Source organism: Paracidovorax anthurii, from assembly GCF_003269065.1.
GTDB classification, from domain to species: Bacteria; Pseudomonadota; Gammaproteobacteria; order Burkholderiales; family Burkholderiaceae_C; genus Paracidovorax; species Paracidovorax anthurii.
On record NZ_QLTA01000023.1, the window covers coordinates 1 to 16,978 of the forward strand.

Sequence of the window (16,978 nt, forward strand, 5' to 3'; positions counted from 1 at the left end):
CGGCATGACGCCGGAGATCATTTTTTCCAACAGCGACGCGGGGGGCATCGGCGGTGCGCTGGGCGGGATCATCGGCGGGGGCAGCGGCCGCGCGATCGGCGCGCTGGGCGGGGCGCTGAAGACGCGGGAGGCGAGCGCGATGCTGACGCTGGTGGACAACCGCTCGGGGGTGCAGGTGTCGGTGTCGGAGGGCAGTGCCTCCAAGAGCGATTTCGCGGGCTTCGCGGGGCTGTTCGGGGGCTCGGCGGGGGGCACGCTGGGCGGCTACCAGAACACGTCGCAGGGCAAGGTGCTGACGGCGGCGTTCATGGACGCGTACAACCAGATGGTGATGGCGCTGCGCAACTACAAGGCGCAGAGCGTGCAGGGCCAGGGGCTGGGCGGCGGGGGCCGGCTGGGGGTGGATGGCGGCGCGGCGCCGTCGCAGACGAAGGCGGGCACGGCGATGTCGGTGCGCGAGGCGCAGGCGCGGCTGAACGCGCTGGGCTACGACGTGGGAACGCCCGATGGCTCGGCGGGCCCGAAGACGGCGAACGCGTTGCGCACGTACCAGAAGGACAAGGGTCTGCCGGTGACGGGGCGGCTGGACACGGCCACGGCGGACGCGCTCTCGCGCTGAGCCGACGGCCCGGGCCCAGGCCCCTCGGCCCCCGGCCCGGCGCTACACTCCGCGCCCGGAGGAACCCCCCAACATGCGATATGCCGTCCCGCGCCTTGCCGGCGCCGCCTTGGTGCTGGCCGGGGCCCTGGCCGTGCCCTGCGCGGCCGTGGCCCAGCCCGCCGCGCACACCGCCCACGCCGCGCACGCTGCGTCCCATCCGCAGGAAAGCAGCGCCCGCGCCGCGGACCCCGCGTTCTCCCGGCCGGAGGCGGCCCGGCTGCCCGACCCGCCCATGCTGCGCGCCTTCCTGGCGGAGCTGGGCCAGGCGCGCCGCGCGAACACCTTCTGCTTCGTGCAGCAGCGGCTGTCGCCGCCCGAGACCGCGGAAGACGGCACGAGCGTGCTGTCGATGGTCTGGAACGAAGGCCAGCGCATCTACCTGGTCAACCTCGTGCGGCCCGGGCAGCGCTACCAGCCCGTGGAAGACCCCGTGGCCGAGGGCCAGGCGCTGGCGTCGTCCGGCAGCAGCGTGGATCTGCGCAAGGACGTGGTGCCGACCGACGCGGACGTGGGCTCCAGCACGACGCTCGTGAGCCGCGCCTGGGTCGATCGCCTGCGCGCGCAGTGCCGCCGCGTGGGCACCGTGGTCCGGGTGCCGGCCTTCCGGCCGCCGCCGCGCTCGCCCTGAGGCGGCCGCGCGATCGCCTCCACCCCACCGCTTCCTGGCCGCGCCCAGCCCCGGCGCCCGGGCCGCCGGCGCGGGGTTTTCCGCGGCCTGCCGCATCCGTCACCTGCCAAGCAACCTTCTCTCGCCATGCCCAACGCCCTGCTGAAATACATCTACGACGCTCCCCTGCCCGCATCGGTCACCCTCGTGGAGGGCAATGTGCTGCGCGTGAAGCTCGAAGCCATCGACAAGCGCTACACGCTCGTGGCCGTGAGCGACTTCCCGAACGTGCTGGAGGTCACCGGCACCCAGCACAACACGCGTGTGGATTCGTGGGCCTTCACCATCACCGCGGGGAAGGCGGGCAATGCCAAGCTGGCCGTGCAGGTGGGCGGCGGTGCGGGCGGGCCGGCGCTGACCATCACGCCGGCGCTGGTGAGCGTGACCGTGAAGCGCAAGACGGTGCTGCCCGAGGCCAACACGGACGAGGGCCTGCTCGTGCGCCTCTTCCTCGTGGAGGTGCCCGCGCCGCAGGAGTGGCGGGCCTCCGGCATCAACGGGGCCGAGGAGGCCCTGGAGATCATGCGCATGATGCGCCGCGTGATCGTCAACCGGCTCAACTCCGGCAACACCAAGGAATTCATGGCCGCGGGCGCGCGCGACATCCGCGGCATCGTTACGGCGAGCGACAGCGGCAAGGTGCAGTTCGCGGGCTTCGACACCTACCCGAACATCACCGGCGCGAAGCAGAAGATGATCGAGGCCCGCATGGCCATCGTCAACGACGCCACCAACACCCAGTGGTACCCCAAGTACGCGGCGTTCTACGAGGCCGCGTTGACCGCCGCCACCGAACCCCTGCCGGCCGACCCCAGCCCCACGGGCCTCTTCGGCTGGCGCACCGAGGGCCGCGGCGCGCCCTCGTCCGAGTACCTGCCGTTCCGGTCGCTGGGGCGCAACACGTTCTTCACGCACCAGCGCTACCGCATCAACGGGCGGTGAGAGAAACGGCCCGCCAGAGCGGGCATTGGGCGGGCACTGAGCGGGTGCCGGCTCAGCCCCCCGCGCCTTCCCGCGTGAGCCCGAGGAAGTGGTCCAGCATGTGGAAGTGGTCCTCGAAGAAGGCCTCCTCCAGCGTGGCCAGCGCGGCGATCGGGAGCCACTCCACGTGCGCCGCGTCGTCGTCGGCGCGCACGTCGGGGAAGGGGGCTTCGCCCAGGTCGAAGTAGTGCGCGTGCGTGATGGTGCGGCCGCGCTGGCTGCGGTCGGGGTGGTCGAAGACGGCCACCTCGCGCAGGGCGGCGCGCATGCGGGCCTCGGGCAGTTCGCAGTGGGTCTCTTCGGCCAGCTCGCGCAGGCACGATTGCCACACGGTCTCGCGCTGCTCGATGAAGCCGCCGGGCGCGGCCAGCTGGCCCTTGCCGGGCGCGTGGGCGCGGCGGATGAGCAGCACGTGGTCCTGGCAGCGCAGCACGGCGTCCACGGTGACGAACACGGGCGGGTAGGGGGCCTGGGCCCAGGCCTCGCGGTAGCCGCGCAGCATGCGCCATTCCTCCTGCAGCGCCGCGTAGTGCGGGCCCTGCGCGAAGGCGTGCAGGAAGTCGAGCGTGCTGTCCGGCACCTGCCCGGCGACCGGACCCAGGGCGGTGAGCAGCGTGTCCGGCGTGGCGGCGAAGTAGGCGTCGCGGATGGCGGTGGCGTCGATGCTGCCCTGGCGCTCCACGGCGATCAGGTCCCAGCCGGGGAAGCGGCGCAGGTAGCTGCTGGTGGCGTCCTTGAAGTGGCCCACGAGGCCGATGCGCGCATCGGGCGCGGTGTGGCGCGACACGGCGCCCAGCACGGCGGCCACCCAGGCGAGTTCGTTGTAATGGTCGCGCACCGGCAGCACGGTGAGGCGCGCGCGGTCGGCCTCGGGCAGGGCGTTGCGCAGCATGGCCTCGCGCTCCTGCCAGGTGAAGGGGTTCTTGGGCGAGCGGGCCTGCCAGGCCGAGCCCGCGATGACGATGGCGTGGCGCGCGCTGTCCAGCGCGCGGCGCAGCAGGGCCAGGTGGCCGTGGTGGACGGGCTCGAAGCGCCCGATGAGGATGGCGGTGTCGTACATGGCGTGGATGCGGGGCCTGCGCGCGCGGCGCGGGACCCGGGGGCGGGATTGCGGGAAATGTAGCCGCCTTGCCGGCGCCGGGTTCCCGGCCGGAAAGGGGCGGGAGGCCCTCCGGGGCCTGTTTCCAGGCCCTGAGGGCTCCATGTCGCCGTATTTTCTATATTGTTTGCTATTAATTTGGTAGCGATGGCGGTGGGCGGGAAAGCCTCACACGTACTGCGCCGCGATGGGCATTTGCCGTCCGTTGCCGAAGGCCTTGGCGCGCACGCGCAGGATGGGCGGGGCCTGGCGGCGCTTGTACTCGTTGCGCGCGACCATGCCGCGCACGCGCTGCACCAGCGCGCGGCCGGCCTCGTCCTGCTGCAGCCGGGCCGAGAACGCCAGCGCGGCCTCGTACTCGGCGCGCGAGAGGCCTTCGCCCTCGATGAGGAGCTTGAGCACCTCGTCGAGCACGGGGTAGGGCGGCAGGCTGTCCACGTCGCGCTGCCCGGGCGCGAGCTCGGCCGAGGGCTCCTTGTCGATGATGGCCTGCGGGATCCGCTCGCGGCCCGCGTGCGCGTTCACGTGGCGCGCCAGCGCGAACACCTCGGTCTTGTAGAGGTCGCCCAGCAGGCCCAGGCCGCCGTTGGTGTCGCCGTAGAGCGTGCAGTAGCCCACCGAGATCTCCGACTTGTTGCCGGTGGTCAGCAGCAGGTGGCCGAAGGCGTTCGAATATTCCATGAGGATGGTGCCGCGGATGCGCGCCTGCAGGTTCTCCAGCGGCAGGCCCGCGAGCGGCTGGCCGAAGCTGGCCTCGAACTGCGCGGCGTAGCCCGCCACCAGGTCCGCGATGGGGTGGGTGTGCAGCGCGATGCCGAGGTGGGCGCACAGCCGCGCCGAGTCGTCCACCGAGCCGCTGGACGAGAAGCGCGAGGGCATGGTGATGGCCGCCACGTTCTCCGGCCCCAGCGCCTCCACGGCGAGCGCGAGGGTGAGCGCGCTGTCGATGCCGCCCGAGCTGCCCACCACCGCCCGCGCGAAGCCGCAGCGCCGCGCGTAGTCGCGCAGGCCCAGCACGATCTGCTGGCGGTAGAACTCCATCGTGGGCAGGCCCTCGGCGGGCACCGGCGCCGGCGCGCCGCCGTCCTCCGCGAGGAAGCGGCCGTCCGTGAAGCGCAGCGTGCGCACGTCCTGCGCGAAGCGCGGCGCCTCGAAGACCACGCCGGCTTCGGGCTCCACCGCGAACGAGGCGCCGTCGTAGACGATCTGGTCCTGCCCGCCCACCTGGTTCACGTACAGCAGGGGCAGCCCGTGGCGCCGCGCCGCGTCGCCGAAGATCCGGTGGCGCTCCTCCCGTTTGCCGATGTGGCTGGGGCTGGCGTTGATGCTCACCACCAGATCGGGCGCGGCGTCGGCCAGGCGCTGGAAGGGGTTGGTGGCGTAGTCGGCCAGGGCGTCGTTCCAGCCGTCCTCGCACACCAGGAAGCCGATCTGCGTGCCGCCGATGCGCAGCACGCGGGCCACGTCGGGGCCGGGCTCGAAGTGGCGGCGCTCGTCGAAGATGTTGTAGGTGGGCAGCAGCTGCTTGGAATAGGTGAGCCGCACGGCGCCCTGGTGCAGCACGAGCAGGCTGTTGTGCAGCCGCTTGCCGGGGCCCTGCGCGCGCGTGGGCGCGCCCACCACCCAGTGCAGGCGCGGCGTCTCGCGCGAGGCGGCCTGCAGTGCGGCGATGCCGGCCTCCACGCGCGCCAGGAAGCCGGGCTCTTCCAGCAGGTCGCCGGGGTAGTAGCCGCACAGGGCGAGTTCGGTGAACACCACGAGGTCGGCATCGGCCCGCGCCGCCTGGCGCGCGGCATCCACCATGCGCTGCGCGTTGCCTTCGATGTCGCCCACGGTGGGGTTGAGCTGGGCGAGGGTGATTCGGAGCATGTCGGTTCCTTGGCGGGGGGATGCGGAGCGGAAGGGGGTCATACGGGTTTGCAATCAAAGAGAGAACAAGGCGCGAAGCCGCAGACAGTGCTGTAGCACAGGCCAAGGCGAAGCAACGCAGTTATCTTTTTGATTGCTAAACCGTATCAGGTGCCGGCGGGCAGGCCGAAGACCTGCCGCAGATAGGCCAAGTAGGTCGCATCGTCGCACAGCGTCTTGCCCGGGCTGTCGGACAGCTTGGCCACCGGCTGGCCGTTGGCGCGCGTGATCTTCATGACGATGTTGAGCGGGGCCGGGCCCAGGTCGTTGCTGAGCTGCGTGCCGATGCCGAAGCCCAGTTGCACGCGGTCGCCGAAGTGGCGGTGGAGGGCCAGCGCGCGGTCCACGTCGAGCCCGTCGGAGAACACCAGCCGCTTGCCGTGCGCGTCGATGCGCAGCCGCGCATAGTGCGCGAGCGCCTTCTCGCCCCAGGCGACGGGGTCGCCCGAGTCGTGCCGCAGCCCGTCGAAGAGCTTGGCGAAATAGAGGTCGAAATCCGCGAGGAAGGCGTCCATGCCCACGGTGTCGGTGAGCGCGATGCCCAGGTCGCCCCGGTATTCCTGCACCCAGTCCTCCAGCGCCGCCTTCTGGAAGTCGCGCAGCCGCACGCCCAGGGCCTGGTAGCTCTGCAGGTACTCGTGCGCCATGGTGCCGATGGGCACGAGGCCCAGGTCGCGCGCCAGCAGCACGTTCGAGGTGCCCTTGAACCACTGCGGCGCCCCGGCGGCGAAGGCCTGCACCACCTCGCGCTGCCACGCGCCGCTGTAGCGCCGGCGCAGGCCGAAGTCGAACATCTCGAACGGGTGCGCGCGCGGCGCCTCGCCGGCGAGCTGCCGCACGCGCGCGATCTTGGCGGCGAGCCGGCGGCGGCCTTCGTCCAGCGCCGCGTCGGCGCCTCCCAGGCGGCGGAAGTACAGCTCGTTGACGATGGCCAGCACGAAGATCTCGAAGCCCATCACATGCACCTGCGGCCCGCGCGCCACGATCGACAGGTGGGGCCCCTCGGCCCGCGCCTCGATGAAGGCGCGCTGGAACTGGAAGATGCGCAGGAAGTCGATGAAGTCGCTCTGGAGGTAGCGCAGCCCGCCCAGGTACTCCAGCTCGGCCGGCGCGAAGCGCAGCGCGCAGAGCGCGTCCAGCTCGGCATTCACGGCCGGCAGCAGGTCCGCGAGGGGGAAGGCCGGCGCGTTGCGGCACACGAAGCGGTATTCGGCCTGTGTCTGCGGGTGGCGGTGCAGCAGCGCCTGCCACATCGTGAACTTGTAGAGGTCGGTGTCCAGCAGGCTCTGGATGACGGGAACCATGCTTGCTCCTTGATTGATAGCTGAATGCCCAGTATTCGCGGCGACTAGACGGCGATTTCGCTCGAAGCCGCCAGTTGCACGCCCTGTGCGCGCATCGCATCGAGGAAGGCGCCGTGCTGTGCCTCGAAGCCGGCCACGGGGCTCATGCAGTCGGTCAGCAGCACCACCCGCGCGGGCGTCCAGCCCGGGCACAGCCGGGGCAGGTGCTCCACGATGTGCTCGGTGGTGGCGCGCACGCAGTGGCTGCTGGCCTCGCCCGCGATCACCAGCCGCTCCGCGGCGGCCAGGCGCTCTAGCAGCGGCCGGTTGAGCGCGGTGGCCGGGTCCTGCGGGTCGGGCACTTCGGCCTGGATGGCGCTGTAGTGCTCGGTCCAGGGGTTCATGCCCTTGAACACGGCGTGCACGGCCTGGCCGCGCGCCGCCTGCCATTCGGCGCAGGCCGCCAGCACGTCGGCATGCACCCCGTGGCCCCAGCCGCCGATCTCGCAGTGCACGGGCCAGACCATGAGCGTGTAGCGGCCCCGGGCCTCCAGCGCATCGAGGTAGTCCAGCACGCGCGGCAGGGCGGTGGCATCGCGCGGCGCGAAATCGCCCGCCCGCACCTGGGCGGCGGTGATGGGCGTGAAGGGCGGCACGGCCGCGCCGCCGCGCGCCTGCCAGAACGGCGGGTGCGCCACGTCGTGGCGCTGGTGCGAATCGAGCGTGACCGTCACGGCGCCGATGCGATCGCCCGCGCGGCGGATGAAGCCGGCCAGCCGCCGCAGGTCGGCATGCGCGCCCGCCACGGGCAGCGCGGGCGCGAGGCGGCGGCCGGTGAGCGGGTCGGCGGGGCACCAGGCCTCGGGCAGGTCGCAGAAGTCGTTCTGTGGATCGATCGCGAGCAGGTGGAGGGGGGCGGGGGAGGTCATGCAAGGCTCCGGAGCGGAAAGAGGGAAAGGGTGTGTGGCGCCCATTGTAGGCTGTTAGTTTAATTTTGCAACTAAGTGCCGGGAAGGGCCACGCAGGCCCGGTGATACGCTCGCCCGCATCGCCTTGCCCCGCCATACGTCCCCCTTGCCTTCCATGCCCTCCGCCGCGCCGGCCCCCGCTGTCATCTGCACCGTGGACGTGGTGCTGCTCACCCTGCGCGACGGCGCGCTGCAGGTGCTGCTGGCCCGCCGCGAGCGCGCGCCCTTCCAGGGCGCCTGGGCGCTGCCCGGCGGCTACGTGCATGCGCAGGAGGACGCCGACGCGCACGCCAGCGCCCTGCGGGTGCTGCGCGAGAAGGCGGGCGTGCGCGGCCCGTACCTGGAGCAGCTCGCGACGTTCTCCGGCGCCGGGCGCGACCCGCGCGGCTGGTCCGTCGCGGTGGCGTACTGCGCGCTCGTGCCGCCCGGCTGGGCGGATGGCGGCCCGGAAGGCGGCCTTGAAGGCGCCGCGCCGCGCCCGGGCGTGCGCTGGGCGGGCGTGGAGGAGGGCGCGCTGCCCGACCTGGCCTTCGACCACGCCGCCATCGTGCGCGCCGCCGTCGCGCGCGTGCGCAGCAAGAGCCAGTATTCGTCGCTGCCGGTGTACCTGTGCGGCGAAACCTTCACGCTGCCGCAGTTGCAGGCCGTGTACGAGGCCCTGCTGGGCGAGCCGCTCAACAAGGTGAGCTTTCGCCGCAAGGTCGAAGAGATGGACATGCTCGAACCCGTGCCGGGCGCCGTGCGCGGCGGCGCGCACCGGCCCGCGCAACTCTACAGGCTGCGCGACGAACTGCGCAGCCGCTACGCGCTGTCGCTGTCGCAGCGCGGGCTCTGAAGCCCCGCGGGGGGGCGCTTCACTTCAACGCGCGCCGCGCCGCCCCCACGCCGATGGCCGCCAGCACCACGAAGACCACGGCGACCACCAGGAACAGGAAGAACAGGATCTTGGCGATGCCCGCCGCGCCCGCGGCCACGCCGGTGAAGCCGAGCGCCCCGGCGATGAGGGAGATGATGGCGAAGAGGATGGCGTACTTCAGCATGGCGGGGCTCCGGTGGATGGGGTGGGGAATGGGTGCATCTTCCCGGTACCGCCTTGCCGCCGCCGTCAGCAGGCAATGGCTCCGCCTGTAGGAGAAAGGTGTGCGGGGCGAGGTGCCGCAGCGTGGCGGCGTGGTGTCGGCGCCCGGCGAGGCGTCCGTCTGCCGGGCAACGCTATCGGCCTCCCGCAGAGGGCTTGAACAGCTGCAGCACCTCCTCATGGCCTTTCGACCGCGCTGCCTTCACGGCCTGGGCGATTCCGTCCCTGGCACCGGCCTCCAGCAGCAATCTCACCACGCCAGCGTGCCCGTTCGCGGCGGCCATCACCAGTGCCGTGTCGCCGTTGAAAGCGCGATGCTCCACGCCGCAAATCTTGTGGCGCAGCAGCAGTTTGACCATGTCGGCGTGACCGTTGGCTGCCGCCCGCATGACGGGGCTTATGTGGTTGTCCTCGGTGGGCTCCCATCGCAAATCTTTCGGGGCGTTCCTGCGCAGCAGGGCCTCGACAGTCTCGATATGGCCATTGCCTACCGCCTCCTGGAACGGCTTCTGGCGGATGCCGGCCAGGTATTCCCAGTGATCTGCGTCCAGCAGCAGTTCGAGGGCGGCCGTGCAGCCATGGCTGGCCGCGGCGATGACGTCCCCCACGTCCGGCTTTCCGCCGGATTGGAGCAGCAGGGCCACCATCTCCGGCTGGCCCTTGATCGCCGCCGTTCTCAGCGGATCGGCGCCTAGCAGAGAGCCTTTCACCTTGGCCCCGGCGTCGATCAGGAACTTGGCGGCGCGCATGTTCTTCTGGTTCACCGCGCGCCCCAGTGCGCCGTGCCCGTCCCAATCGGGCTGGGAGAGATTGCTCTTCGGTGCGAGCAAAGCGGCCATCTCGTAGTGGCCACGATCGAGCGCCTCCATGAGCGGCGTGACGCCACCGTTGAGGATCCCCGTGTAGGCGTTGGGATTGGCGCGGGCATCCAGCAGCATCCGGGCGCAATCCATGCGGCCGTGGCGCGCGGCCTCGTGCAGGGCCGTGGTGCCGTCGCTGCTGAAGGCATCCACTTTGGCGCCCGCGCTGTGCAGCATCTTCACGATGGCGGTCTGGCCGGAAGCCGCGGCGGCCATCAAGGGCGTGCGGCCGGTCCGAGAGGCCGCATCCAGCATGCGGTGGCCCTTGGCGTTTTGCAGGCTGGCTTTCACCAGCACGCCCACCGAGGCCGCATCGCCTGCCTGCACGGCGAGGTAGAGCGCGGTCTCGCCCTTCTGGTTGGGCTTGCCGATGTCGGCCTTGGCCTGCAGAAGCTGGTGCACCGTCGTGGTCCGGCCGTAGCGTGCGGCGTGCAGGAGCGGGGTATCGCCCCGGGCGTTGGCGGCCTCGAGCAGAGCCGGTGTCATGAGCATCGAAACGAGGGAACCGGCCCCCGCGGCGACTGCGTGGTGCAGCAGGGTGTTCTTGTTGGCGTCCGCCCAGGACGGCGGCATGGGCAGTGTGGTCAGCCAACTGGCGGTGGCGGTATCGCCAGCCATGAGGCTCTTGGCCACGGCCTCGGGCCGCTCGGCTTCGGGCATTTTGTCGACCTCTTCCACGGCTTTGTTCACCAGGAATGATTCGATCTCCGGGGAGGCGGCCCGGTAACGCTGGAGTGCAGGGTGCATCAGGGTGGCCTGCCACGATGTGCCGCCCTGGTCTGCCGACGAGCGGACCAGGGCCCAGACCCGTTCGGGGTCGAGGCTGCGCAGCTCTTTGGGGTCCTTCGTGACGGTGAGCGCATTCATGAGCAGCGCCGATGACCACTCGGCGGCTGCAGGCAGGTCGGAGACCCGCACGTCGCGGTAGCCGACCTCGCCCGCCGTGGTCATCTCCTTGACGTAGAAGTCCCCGCTTGCGATCTGCTTGATCCTCCGGTCGCCTTCCTCGGTCGATGCGGTGTTGATGACGGCGAACTTCTCCTTTTCCAGCAGCCCCTGCGTTTTCATGTTTTTCGCGATGGTGCGCATGAGCAGTGCCGGGTTGGCGACGATGGAATACGGCGCGTCCTCATTGTCGGTGGGCTCGTGCTCGGAAATGACGAACATGCCCGGAATCGGGCCGAACCGGCTCTGCAGCCCGGCCTCCACGTTGTTCTCGTATTCGGTGCGCAGCTGGAATGCGGTTTCCAGCGTAAGCGGGCGGCCCAGATGCTCTCGGAAATGCTCGTGGATTTCCGACAGGCAGGTCTCGGCGAGGTGGCGCACCAGCTGCTCCGGGTTCACGCGGGCCTGCACGAACTGTGCAGCTTCTTCGGCATGGTTGCTGACGGCCTGCTGATCGACGAAGCTGTCGCCGCGTTCGGCCACATGGAACTGTTCCGCAAGAAAGTTGCGGTAGCCGTTCACATAGTGGATTTCGTTGCCTGCATAGTGCTCGACCTTGCCGTGCTTGGACTGGCTGAAATCGCGCACTGCCTGCTCCAGCATGCTTTCCCAGGTCTTGCGTGCGTGGGTGTGCAGGCCCTTGGCGAGGTTCAGGTCCTGGACGGCCATGATCAGGTTGGATGTGGTGCCTTCGGAGCAGACCAGCAGGCCCTTGGCGAGGTTCTCGATGATTTCCATGCGGGTCGAGAGCGGAATTGTCTCGTCGGCCATGGCCACGCACAGCGTGTCCAGCGATGCCTTGCCTTCGCTGTACAGGCGCGAGATTTGCGTGGAGTAGTGCCCGTCGGCACCCGCCTCCAGCCGGCTGCGGAACACTTCCAGCGCCTCTTCGGACCGCTGCGAACTGGCGGAGGGGTGCTCCTTGAGAAAGGTCTTGAGCTGCCCGATGCCGGCCCGGTACTGGGTCGCGAGCTGTTTGCCCCGCTCCGATTTCTCGAACGCCCGCAGGGAAGTGCCGTCCTGCCGCGGATCGTAGCGGACGGCTTTTTGCGAAGGGTAGGGTTCCGCGGCGGTATTCGTGCGCGGTGGGCGATGGAAAAGGGGGGTGACTTGCATGGGCGCTCCGGGGGTCGAGCGACGATAGGAGCGGTGTCGCAAGCGCAGTGCATGAACCCGAAGCGATTGCATGGCCGCCGCAGGCGTTCCACGCGGCACCTTCCCGCCAGGAAGCGCCACGCGTGCCGTGAGGACGGCATGCGCAGAAAAAAGCCACCCCCCGGAGGGGGGCGGCTTTGGGTTCGGCGGATCGGCGAGGAAAGCGCAGGGCCTACAGCCCGGCCGCTGCACGCAGCGCTTGGGCTTTGTGGCTTCGGCCCGGCCCTGCGGGCCTTCACTTCGCTGCGCGAAATGGGCCTGCGCCGCAAGGCTGCCGAACCCGCTGGCGCGGGTTGCCGGGCTTATCGCCCGGCCGCTGCGCGCAGCGCGGCAGCCTTGTGGTCTGCGTTCACATCGCTGCGCGATATGAACTTCGCCCCAAAGCCCAAGGCTTGGCCTGCGGCCAAGCTCCGGGCTTACCGCCCGGCCGCTGCGCGCAGCGCGGCAGCCTTGTCCGTACGTTCCCAGGTGAACTCGGGTTCCTCGCGGCCGAAGTGGCCGTAGGCGGCGGTCTTGGCGTAGATCGGGCGCAGCAGGTCCAGCATCTGGATGATGCCCTTGGGGCGCAGGTCGAAGTGCTCCTGCACCAGCGCGGCGATCTGCTCGTCGGGGATCACGCCCGTGCCCTCGGTGTACACCGTCACGTTCATGGGCCGGGCCACGCCGATGGCGTAGGCCACCTGGATCTGGCACTGGCGCGCGAGGCCGGCGGCCACGATGTTCTTGGCCACGTAGCGCGCGGCGTAGGCGGCCGAGCGGTCCACCTTCGTGGGGTCCTTGCCGCTGAACGCGCCGCCGCCGTGCGGGCAGGCGCCGCCGTAGGTGTCCACGATGATCTTGCGGCCCGTGAGCCCGCAGTCGCCCTGCGGGCCGCCGATGACGAAGCGCCCCGTGGGGTTGATCAGGTAGCGCGTCTCCTTCAGCCACTCGGCGGGCAGCACGGGCTTGATGATCTCCTCGATCACGGCCTCGGTGAAGCTGGCCTTCATCTTCGTGGGCGTCTCGGACTGGTCGGGGTGGTGCTGGGTGGAGAGCACCACGGTGTCGATGCTGTGGGGCTTGCCGTCCACATAGCGCATCGTCACCTGGCTCTTGGCGTCGGGGCGCAGGAAGGGCAGGCGGCCGTCCTTGCGCAGTTGGGCCTGGCGCTCGACGAGGCGGTGCGCGTAGTAGATGGGCGCGGGCATCAGCTCGGGTGTCTCGTCGCAGGCGTAGCCGAACATCAGGCCCTGGTCGCCGGCGCCGGTGTTCAGGTGGTCGTCGCTCGCGTGGTCCACGCCCTGGGCGATGTCGTTCGATTGCTTGTCGTAGGCCACCAGGACCGCGCAGCCCTTGTAATCGATGCCGTAGTCGGTGTTGTCGTAGCCGATGCGCTTGATGGTGTCGCGCGCCACCTGGATGTAATCCACGTGCGCGTTGGTGGTGATCTCGCCGGCCAGCACCACGAGGCCGGTGTTGGTCAGCGTCTCGGCGGCCACGCGGCTGCGGGGGTCCTGCGCGAAGATGGCATCGAGGATGGCATCGGAGATCTGGTCCGCCACCTTGTCGGGGTGGCCCTCGGACACCGATTCCGATGTGAAGAGAAAGTCGTTCGCCATTTGAATAAACTCCTGTCCTTTTTGGCATTTGGGCGTTGCCCTCAGCCTGGGGAGCCGTGTGGCGAACGCTTTAGCAGAGTTGTTTAACGTCGCCCTGCAAGTTGCTCATTTAACTCAGCGACCGCGCCATTCTAACTACCGATGTCTGCACTGTTCCGGTTTTTCGCCAGTCTCCCGCTGCCCGTGCTGCACGCCCTGGGCGCGGTGCTGGGCTGGATCGCGTTCCTCGCGTCGCCCACCTACCGGCGCCGCTTCAACGCCAACGCCGCGCTGGCGGGCTACCCGTTCGCGCGCGTGCGCGCCGCCGTGGCCCATGCCGGGCGCATGGTGGCCGAGCTGCCGCGCCTGTGGCTGCGCGCCGATGCGCCGCCCTGCGCCATCGTGGGCGCCGAGCACGTGGAGCAGGCCTGGGCCGCGGGCCGGGGCCTCGTCTTCCTCACGCCGCACATCGGCTGTTTCGAGCTGTCGGTGCAGGCCGCCGCGCAGCGCTGGAGCCCCGGGCACGGGCCCATCACGATCCTTTACCGGCCCGCGCGGCAGCCGTGGCTGGCCGAGATCATGCGCACCGCGCGCGACCGGCCCGGCATCCGCGCCGTGCCCACCGCGCTCACCGGCGTGCGGCAGATGATCAAGGCGCTGCGCCGCGGCGAGGCCGTGGGCCTGCTGCCCGACCAGGTGCCGCCCGAGGGGCAGGGCCTGTGGGCGCCGTTCTTCGGCCGGCCGGCCTACACCATGACGCTGGCCGCGCGCCTCGTGCAGCAGACGGGCGCCACCGTGGTCCTGGCGCGCTGCGAGCGCCTGCCGCGCGGCCGCGGCTACGTCCTGCATTTCGAGCCGCTGCCCGAGCCGCTCTCCGAATCCCTCGAAACCGCCGCCACGCAGATCAATCAGTCCATGGAACGCACCATCCGCCAGTCGCCCGACCAGTACCTGTGGGGCTATGGCCGCTACAAGCAGCCCCGCGCCGAGCCGCACGCGCCCCAGCCGCCGGCAGCTTCCGGAGAGCACGCATGACGGCGGGCCGTTTCAACGTCGCCCTGATGCGCGTGCTGGCACGCCTGCCGCTGCCCGTGCTGCGCGGCCTGGGCTGGGGGCTGGGGCAGCTGATCTACCTGCTCGCCGGGCCGCGCCGCAAGGTGGCCTTGCGCAACCTGGAGTTGTGCTTTCCGCAGGCCAGCCCCGCGCAGCGCCGGGCCTGGGCGCGCGAGGTCTTCGTGCGCTTCTGCCAGACCTGGCTGGACCGCAGCTGGCTCTGGATGGCGCCGCAGTCGGTGGTGGAAAAGCGCCTGGAGATCCACGGCGCGCTCCATGAGCTGGAGGGCGATGCGCCCACCATCATCCTCGCGCCGCACTTCCTCGGCATGGACGCGGCGGGCACGGCCCTCACGCTGCAGACCGGGCGCGCGTTCACGTCCATCTTCACGCCGCACCCCGACCCCGAGATCGACGCCTGGCTGTTTGCGGGGCGCCAGCGCTTCGGCAACGTGCGCATGCTCAACCGCGGCGACGGCGTGAAGCCCATCCTGAGCGGGCTGCGCAAGGGCGGGCTGCTCTACCTGCTGCCGGACATGGACTTCGGCCCGGGCGATTCGGTGTTCGTGCCGTTCTACGGCGTGCCGGCCGCCACCATCACCTCGCTTGCGCGCTTCGCGCGCCTGGGCCGGGCCAAGGTGGTGCCGCTGGTGGGCCGCATCACGCCGCGCGGCTACAGCGCGCAGATGATGCCGGCCTGGGAGAACTTCCCCACCGACGACGTGGAGGCCGACACCGCCCGCATGAACCGCGAGCTGCAGCAGTGGATCGACACCATGCCCGGCCAGTACTACTGGGTGCACAAGCGCTTCAAGACGCGCCCGCCGGGCGAGCCGCCGCTGTACGGCCGCTGACGCGCCCCGCGCGGGCAGGAAGTGGGTGGGACGCGGGCACTTTGGAAGCCCGGGAGCCGCCATGTGGCCGGTTTTGCTCGATAGTTTGCTATTGATTTGGTAGCGTTTGAAGAAAGCCGCCGATCTCGCGGGCGACGAGTTCGGGCTGCTCGTGCACGATCCAGTGCGACGCGCCCGGCACCTCGCGCAGCCGCAGCGCCGGCACCCACCGCGCGAGCCCTTCGAGCAGCCCGGGCCGCAGGGCCGGGTCGTCCAGGCCCCAGATCACCAGCGTGGGCCGCGCGACGGTGAACATGCCGTCGGGCAGCTCCACGCCCGCCGCGCCGGGCTCGCCCTCGCGCGGCGGGCGCAGGGGGCTGGCGCGGTAGTAGTGGCAGGCGCCGGCCAGGCCCGCATCCCAGGTGGCGCGGTAGCGCTCGCGCAGCGCGCGCGTGAGCCAGCCGGGGGCCGTGCCGTCCGGCCGCGCGAAGAAGCCGAAGAGCCGGCGATAACCATCGGCGGCCAGCAGCGCCTCGGCGTCGGGCCGGCAGAGGAAGTGCATGTATTCGCTCGCCGCCTGCTGCCCGGGGCTGTCCCGCAGCTCGCGCAGGAAGGCGCCGGGGTGGGGCGAGTTCACGATCACGAGGCGCTCCAGCAGATCGGGTCGCTGGTTGGCGAGGTTCCAGGCCACGGCGCCGCCCCAGTCGTGCGCGATGAGCGCGGCCAGGGGCGTGCCGGCGCCGCATTCGGCCTCGATGAGCGCTACGAGGTCCTGCACGAGGTGTTTGGCACGGTAGGCCTCCACGGCCTGCGGCTGGCTCGACGGCGCGTAGCCGCGCAGGAAGGGCGCCACGCAGCGGTAGCCGCCGTGCTCGGGGCGCGAGAAGTGCTCTATCAGCCCGTCCCACACGAAGGCGCCCTCGGGGAAGCCGTGCAGGAACACGAGCACCGGGCGGCCGCGCTCGCCGCGCGTGCGGCAGTGCAGCGTGATGCCGTGGGGCAGGGGGTGGACGGTGGTGTCCGTCGTCATGCAGCGGTCCTTTCGCGGGAGGCCCGCGCCAGTCCGGCTGCGCGGGCGGTCATCCGGTGGGTGAATCCTCGGAGCGGGCGGGCGGCGCGGTGTCCTGCGCCGCGCCCTCGGCGGTCCCGGCGGCTCCGGCGGCCGGCGCGGTGGCATCCACGGGGTGCGACCATTGCCACAGCAGCTGCGCCACCTCGTCCACGCCCTGCCGCTTGAGGGCCGAGAACATCTTCACCTCGCCGCCGCCCGCCTGCAGTCGCGTGATGGACAGCACCTTGGCCTGCTCGGCGCGCGTGAGCTTGTCGGCCTTGGTGAGCAGCACGAGGAATTTCAGGCCGGCCTCGACGCGCGGGCGCACGGCCTCCAGCAGGGCCTCGTCCAGCTCGGTCAGGCCCAGGCGCGGGTCGCACAGCAGCACGATGCCCGTCAGGCTCTCGCGGCTCACGAGGTAGTTCACCATCACCTGCTGCCAGCGCTGCTTGTCCGAGCGCGAGACGGCCGCGTAGCCGTAGCCGGGCAGGTCGGCCAGCACGGCGTCGGTCACGCCCTGGCGGCCCAGCGAGAAGAGGTTGATGTGCTGCGTGCGGCCCGGCTTCTTGGAGGCGAAGGCGAGCTGCTTTTGCTGCGTGAGCGTGTTGATGCAGGTGGACTTGCCGGCGTTGGAGCGGCCCACGAACGCGAACTCGGGCACCTCGATGGCCGGCAGGTGGTGCAGTTGCGCGGCGGTGGTGAGGAAGCGGGCCGTGTGCATCCACCCCATGGCGGCCTTCGCGTCGGGTGCGGGCGGGAGCGGGCCAGCAACTGGCGCATGTGATGTAGTCGTCATAAATGGGGGTTAGCAGGGGGATACCCGCAGAGGGCCGCATTGTAAGATTGACCGGCTCTGCGG

Annotated in this window: 15 protein-coding genes; 6 read left to right on the forward strand and 9 right to left on the reverse strand. The window is 70.7% G+C overall.

Annotated features, from left to right (window positions below; genetic code table 11):
• The 3 genes from AX018_RS12615 to AX018_RS12625 all read left to right on the forward strand — a co-directional run.
• Positions 1–619: peptidoglycan-binding domain-containing protein (locus tag AX018_RS12615; RefSeq protein WP_146749300.1), on the forward strand; the 619-nt coding region annotated here is incomplete at its 5' end.
• A gap of 73 nt (positions 620–692) precedes the next feature.
• Positions 693–1,289, forward strand: coding sequence for a hypothetical protein (locus tag AX018_RS12620; RefSeq protein ID WP_111877638.1), 597 nt, complete (start codon positions 693–695; stop codon positions 1,287–1,289).
• A gap of 126 nt (positions 1,290–1,415) precedes the next feature.
• Positions 1,416–2,270 carry a hypothetical protein gene (locus AX018_RS12625; protein ID WP_111877639.1) on the forward strand — a complete coding sequence of 285 codons (855 nt, stop codon included), beginning with the start codon at positions 1,416–1,418 and terminating at the stop codon, positions 2,268–2,270.
• Positions 2,271–2,322: 52 nt separating this feature from the next.
• On the opposite strand, the gene AX018_RS12630 is transcribed toward AX018_RS12625, so the two are convergent.
• From AX018_RS12630 to AX018_RS12645, 4 genes are all read right to left on the reverse strand, one after another.
• Positions 2,323–3,369 carry a bifunctional nicotinamide-nucleotide adenylyltransferase/Nudix hydroxylase gene (locus AX018_RS12630; RefSeq protein ID WP_111877640.1) on the reverse strand — a complete coding sequence of 349 codons (1,047 nt, stop codon included), beginning with the start codon at positions 3,367–3,369 and terminating at the stop codon, positions 2,323–2,325.
• A 207-nt stretch (positions 3,370–3,576) separates the two neighbouring features.
• On the reverse strand, positions 3,577–5,277 hold the full coding sequence (locus AX018_RS12635; RefSeq protein ID WP_111877641.1) for an NAD+ synthase: 1,701 nt from the start codon (positions 5,275–5,277) through the stop codon (positions 3,577–3,579).
• A gap of 146 nt (positions 5,278–5,423) precedes the next feature.
• Positions 5,424–6,620 (reverse strand): nicotinate phosphoribosyltransferase, encoded by a 1,197-nt coding sequence (gene pncB, locus AX018_RS12640; protein WP_111877642.1) that lies wholly within the window; start codon positions 6,618–6,620, stop codon positions 5,424–5,426.
• A 44-nt stretch (positions 6,621–6,664) separates the two neighbouring features.
• Entirely contained in the window at positions 6,665–7,528 is an 864-nt protein-coding gene (locus AX018_RS12645) for a cysteine hydrolase family protein (RefSeq protein ID WP_111877643.1), read from the reverse strand.
• Positions 7,529–7,682: 154 nt separating this feature from the next.
• Here AX018_RS12645 and AX018_RS12650 point away from each other — a divergent pair, with 154 nt between their 5' ends.
• Positions 7,683–8,402 carry an NUDIX hydrolase gene (locus AX018_RS12650; protein ID WP_111877644.1) on the forward strand — a complete coding sequence of 240 codons (720 nt, stop codon included), beginning with the start codon at positions 7,683–7,685 and terminating at the stop codon, positions 8,400–8,402.
• Between the two features lie 19 nt (positions 8,403–8,421).
• On the opposite strand, the gene AX018_RS12655 is transcribed toward AX018_RS12650, so the two are convergent.
• From AX018_RS12655 to metK, 3 genes are all read right to left on the reverse strand, one after another.
• Entirely contained in the window at positions 8,422–8,607 is a 186-nt protein-coding gene (locus tag AX018_RS12655) for a DUF1328 family protein (protein ID WP_111877645.1), read from the reverse strand.
• 172 nt (positions 8,608–8,779) lie between these two features.
• Entirely contained in the window at positions 8,780–11,566 is a 2,787-nt protein-coding gene (locus AX018_RS12660) for an ankyrin repeat domain-containing protein (protein ID WP_170146244.1), read from the reverse strand.
• Between the two features lie 455 nt (positions 11,567–12,021).
• Complete coding sequence (gene metK / locus AX018_RS12665; RefSeq protein ID WP_111877647.1) at positions 12,022–13,203, reverse strand: methionine adenosyltransferase; 1,182 nt, start codon at positions 13,201–13,203, stop codon at positions 12,022–12,024.
• Between the two features lie 141 nt (positions 13,204–13,344).
• Here metK and AX018_RS12670 point away from each other — a divergent pair, with 141 nt between their 5' ends.
• Positions 13,345–14,217 (forward strand): lysophospholipid acyltransferase family protein, encoded by an 873-nt coding sequence (locus AX018_RS12670; protein ID WP_111877648.1) that lies wholly within the window; start codon positions 13,345–13,347, stop codon positions 14,215–14,217.
• A complete protein-coding gene (locus tag AX018_RS12675; RefSeq protein WP_111877649.1) occupies positions 14,214–15,089 on the forward strand; it encodes a lysophospholipid acyltransferase family protein in 876 nt (291 codons plus the stop codon). Before AX018_RS12670 ends, AX018_RS12675 begins: the two co-directional genes overlap by 4 nt.
• Before the next feature lie 88 nt (positions 15,090–15,177).
• Here AX018_RS12675 and AX018_RS12680 read toward each other — a convergent pair whose 3' ends face one another.
• Entirely contained in the window at positions 15,178–16,098 is a 921-nt protein-coding gene (locus AX018_RS12680) for an alpha/beta fold hydrolase (RefSeq protein WP_111877650.1), read from the reverse strand.
• Between the two features lie 49 nt (positions 16,099–16,147).
• A complete protein-coding gene (yihA, locus tag AX018_RS12685; protein ID WP_111877651.1) occupies positions 16,148–16,915 on the reverse strand; it encodes a ribosome biogenesis GTP-binding protein YihA/YsxC in 768 nt (255 codons plus the stop codon).
• Positions 16,916–16,978: the final 63 nt, after the last annotated feature.

What these genes read in the sequence shown, in the direction of transcription:
- AX018_RS12620 (WP_111877638.1), top strand. Translation starts at nt 693, where the DNA reads ATGCGATATGCCGTCCCGCGCCTTGCCGGCGCCGCCTTGGTGCTGGCC.
- AX018_RS12625 (WP_111877639.1), top strand. Translation starts at nt 1,416, where the DNA reads ATGCCCAACGCCCTGCTGAAATACATCTACGACGCTCCCCTGCCCGCA.
- AX018_RS12630 (WP_111877640.1), bottom strand. Translation starts at nt 3,369, where the DNA reads ATGTACGACACCGCCATCCTCATCGGGCGCTTCGAGCCCGTCCACCAC.
- AX018_RS12635 (WP_111877641.1), bottom strand. Translation starts at nt 5,277, where the DNA reads ATGCTCCGAATCACCCTCGCCCAGCTCAACCCCACCGTGGGCGACATC.
- pncB (WP_111877642.1), bottom strand. Translation starts at nt 6,620, where the DNA reads ATGGTTCCCGTCATCCAGAGCCTGCTGGACACCGACCTCTACAAGTTC.
- AX018_RS12645 (WP_111877643.1), bottom strand. Translation starts at nt 7,528, where the DNA reads ATGACCTCCCCCGCCCCCCTCCACCTGCTCGCGATCGATCCACAGAAC.
- AX018_RS12650 (WP_111877644.1), top strand. Translation starts at nt 7,683, where the DNA reads ATGCCCTCCGCCGCGCCGGCCCCCGCTGTCATCTGCACCGTGGACGTG.
- AX018_RS12655 (WP_111877645.1), bottom strand. Translation starts at nt 8,607, where the DNA reads ATGCTGAAGTACGCCATCCTCTTCGCCATCATCTCCCTCATCGCCGGG.
- AX018_RS12660 (WP_170146244.1), bottom strand. Translation starts at nt 11,566, where the DNA reads ATGCAAGTCACCCCCCTTTTCCATCGCCCACCGCGCACGAATACCGCC.
- metK (WP_111877647.1), bottom strand. Translation starts at nt 13,203, where the DNA reads ATGGCGAACGACTTTCTCTTCACATCGGAATCGGTGTCCGAGGGCCAC.
- AX018_RS12670 (WP_111877648.1), top strand. Translation starts at nt 13,345, where the DNA reads ATGTCTGCACTGTTCCGGTTTTTCGCCAGTCTCCCGCTGCCCGTGCTG.
- AX018_RS12675 (WP_111877649.1), top strand. Translation starts at nt 14,214, where the DNA reads ATGACGGCGGGCCGTTTCAACGTCGCCCTGATGCGCGTGCTGGCACGC.
- AX018_RS12680 (WP_111877650.1), bottom strand. Translation starts at nt 16,098, where the DNA reads ATGACGACGGACACCACCGTCCACCCCCTGCCCCACGGCATCACGCTG.
- yihA (WP_111877651.1), bottom strand. Translation starts at nt 16,915, where the DNA reads ATGACGACTACATCACATGCGCCAGTTGCTGGCCCGCTCCCGCCCGCA.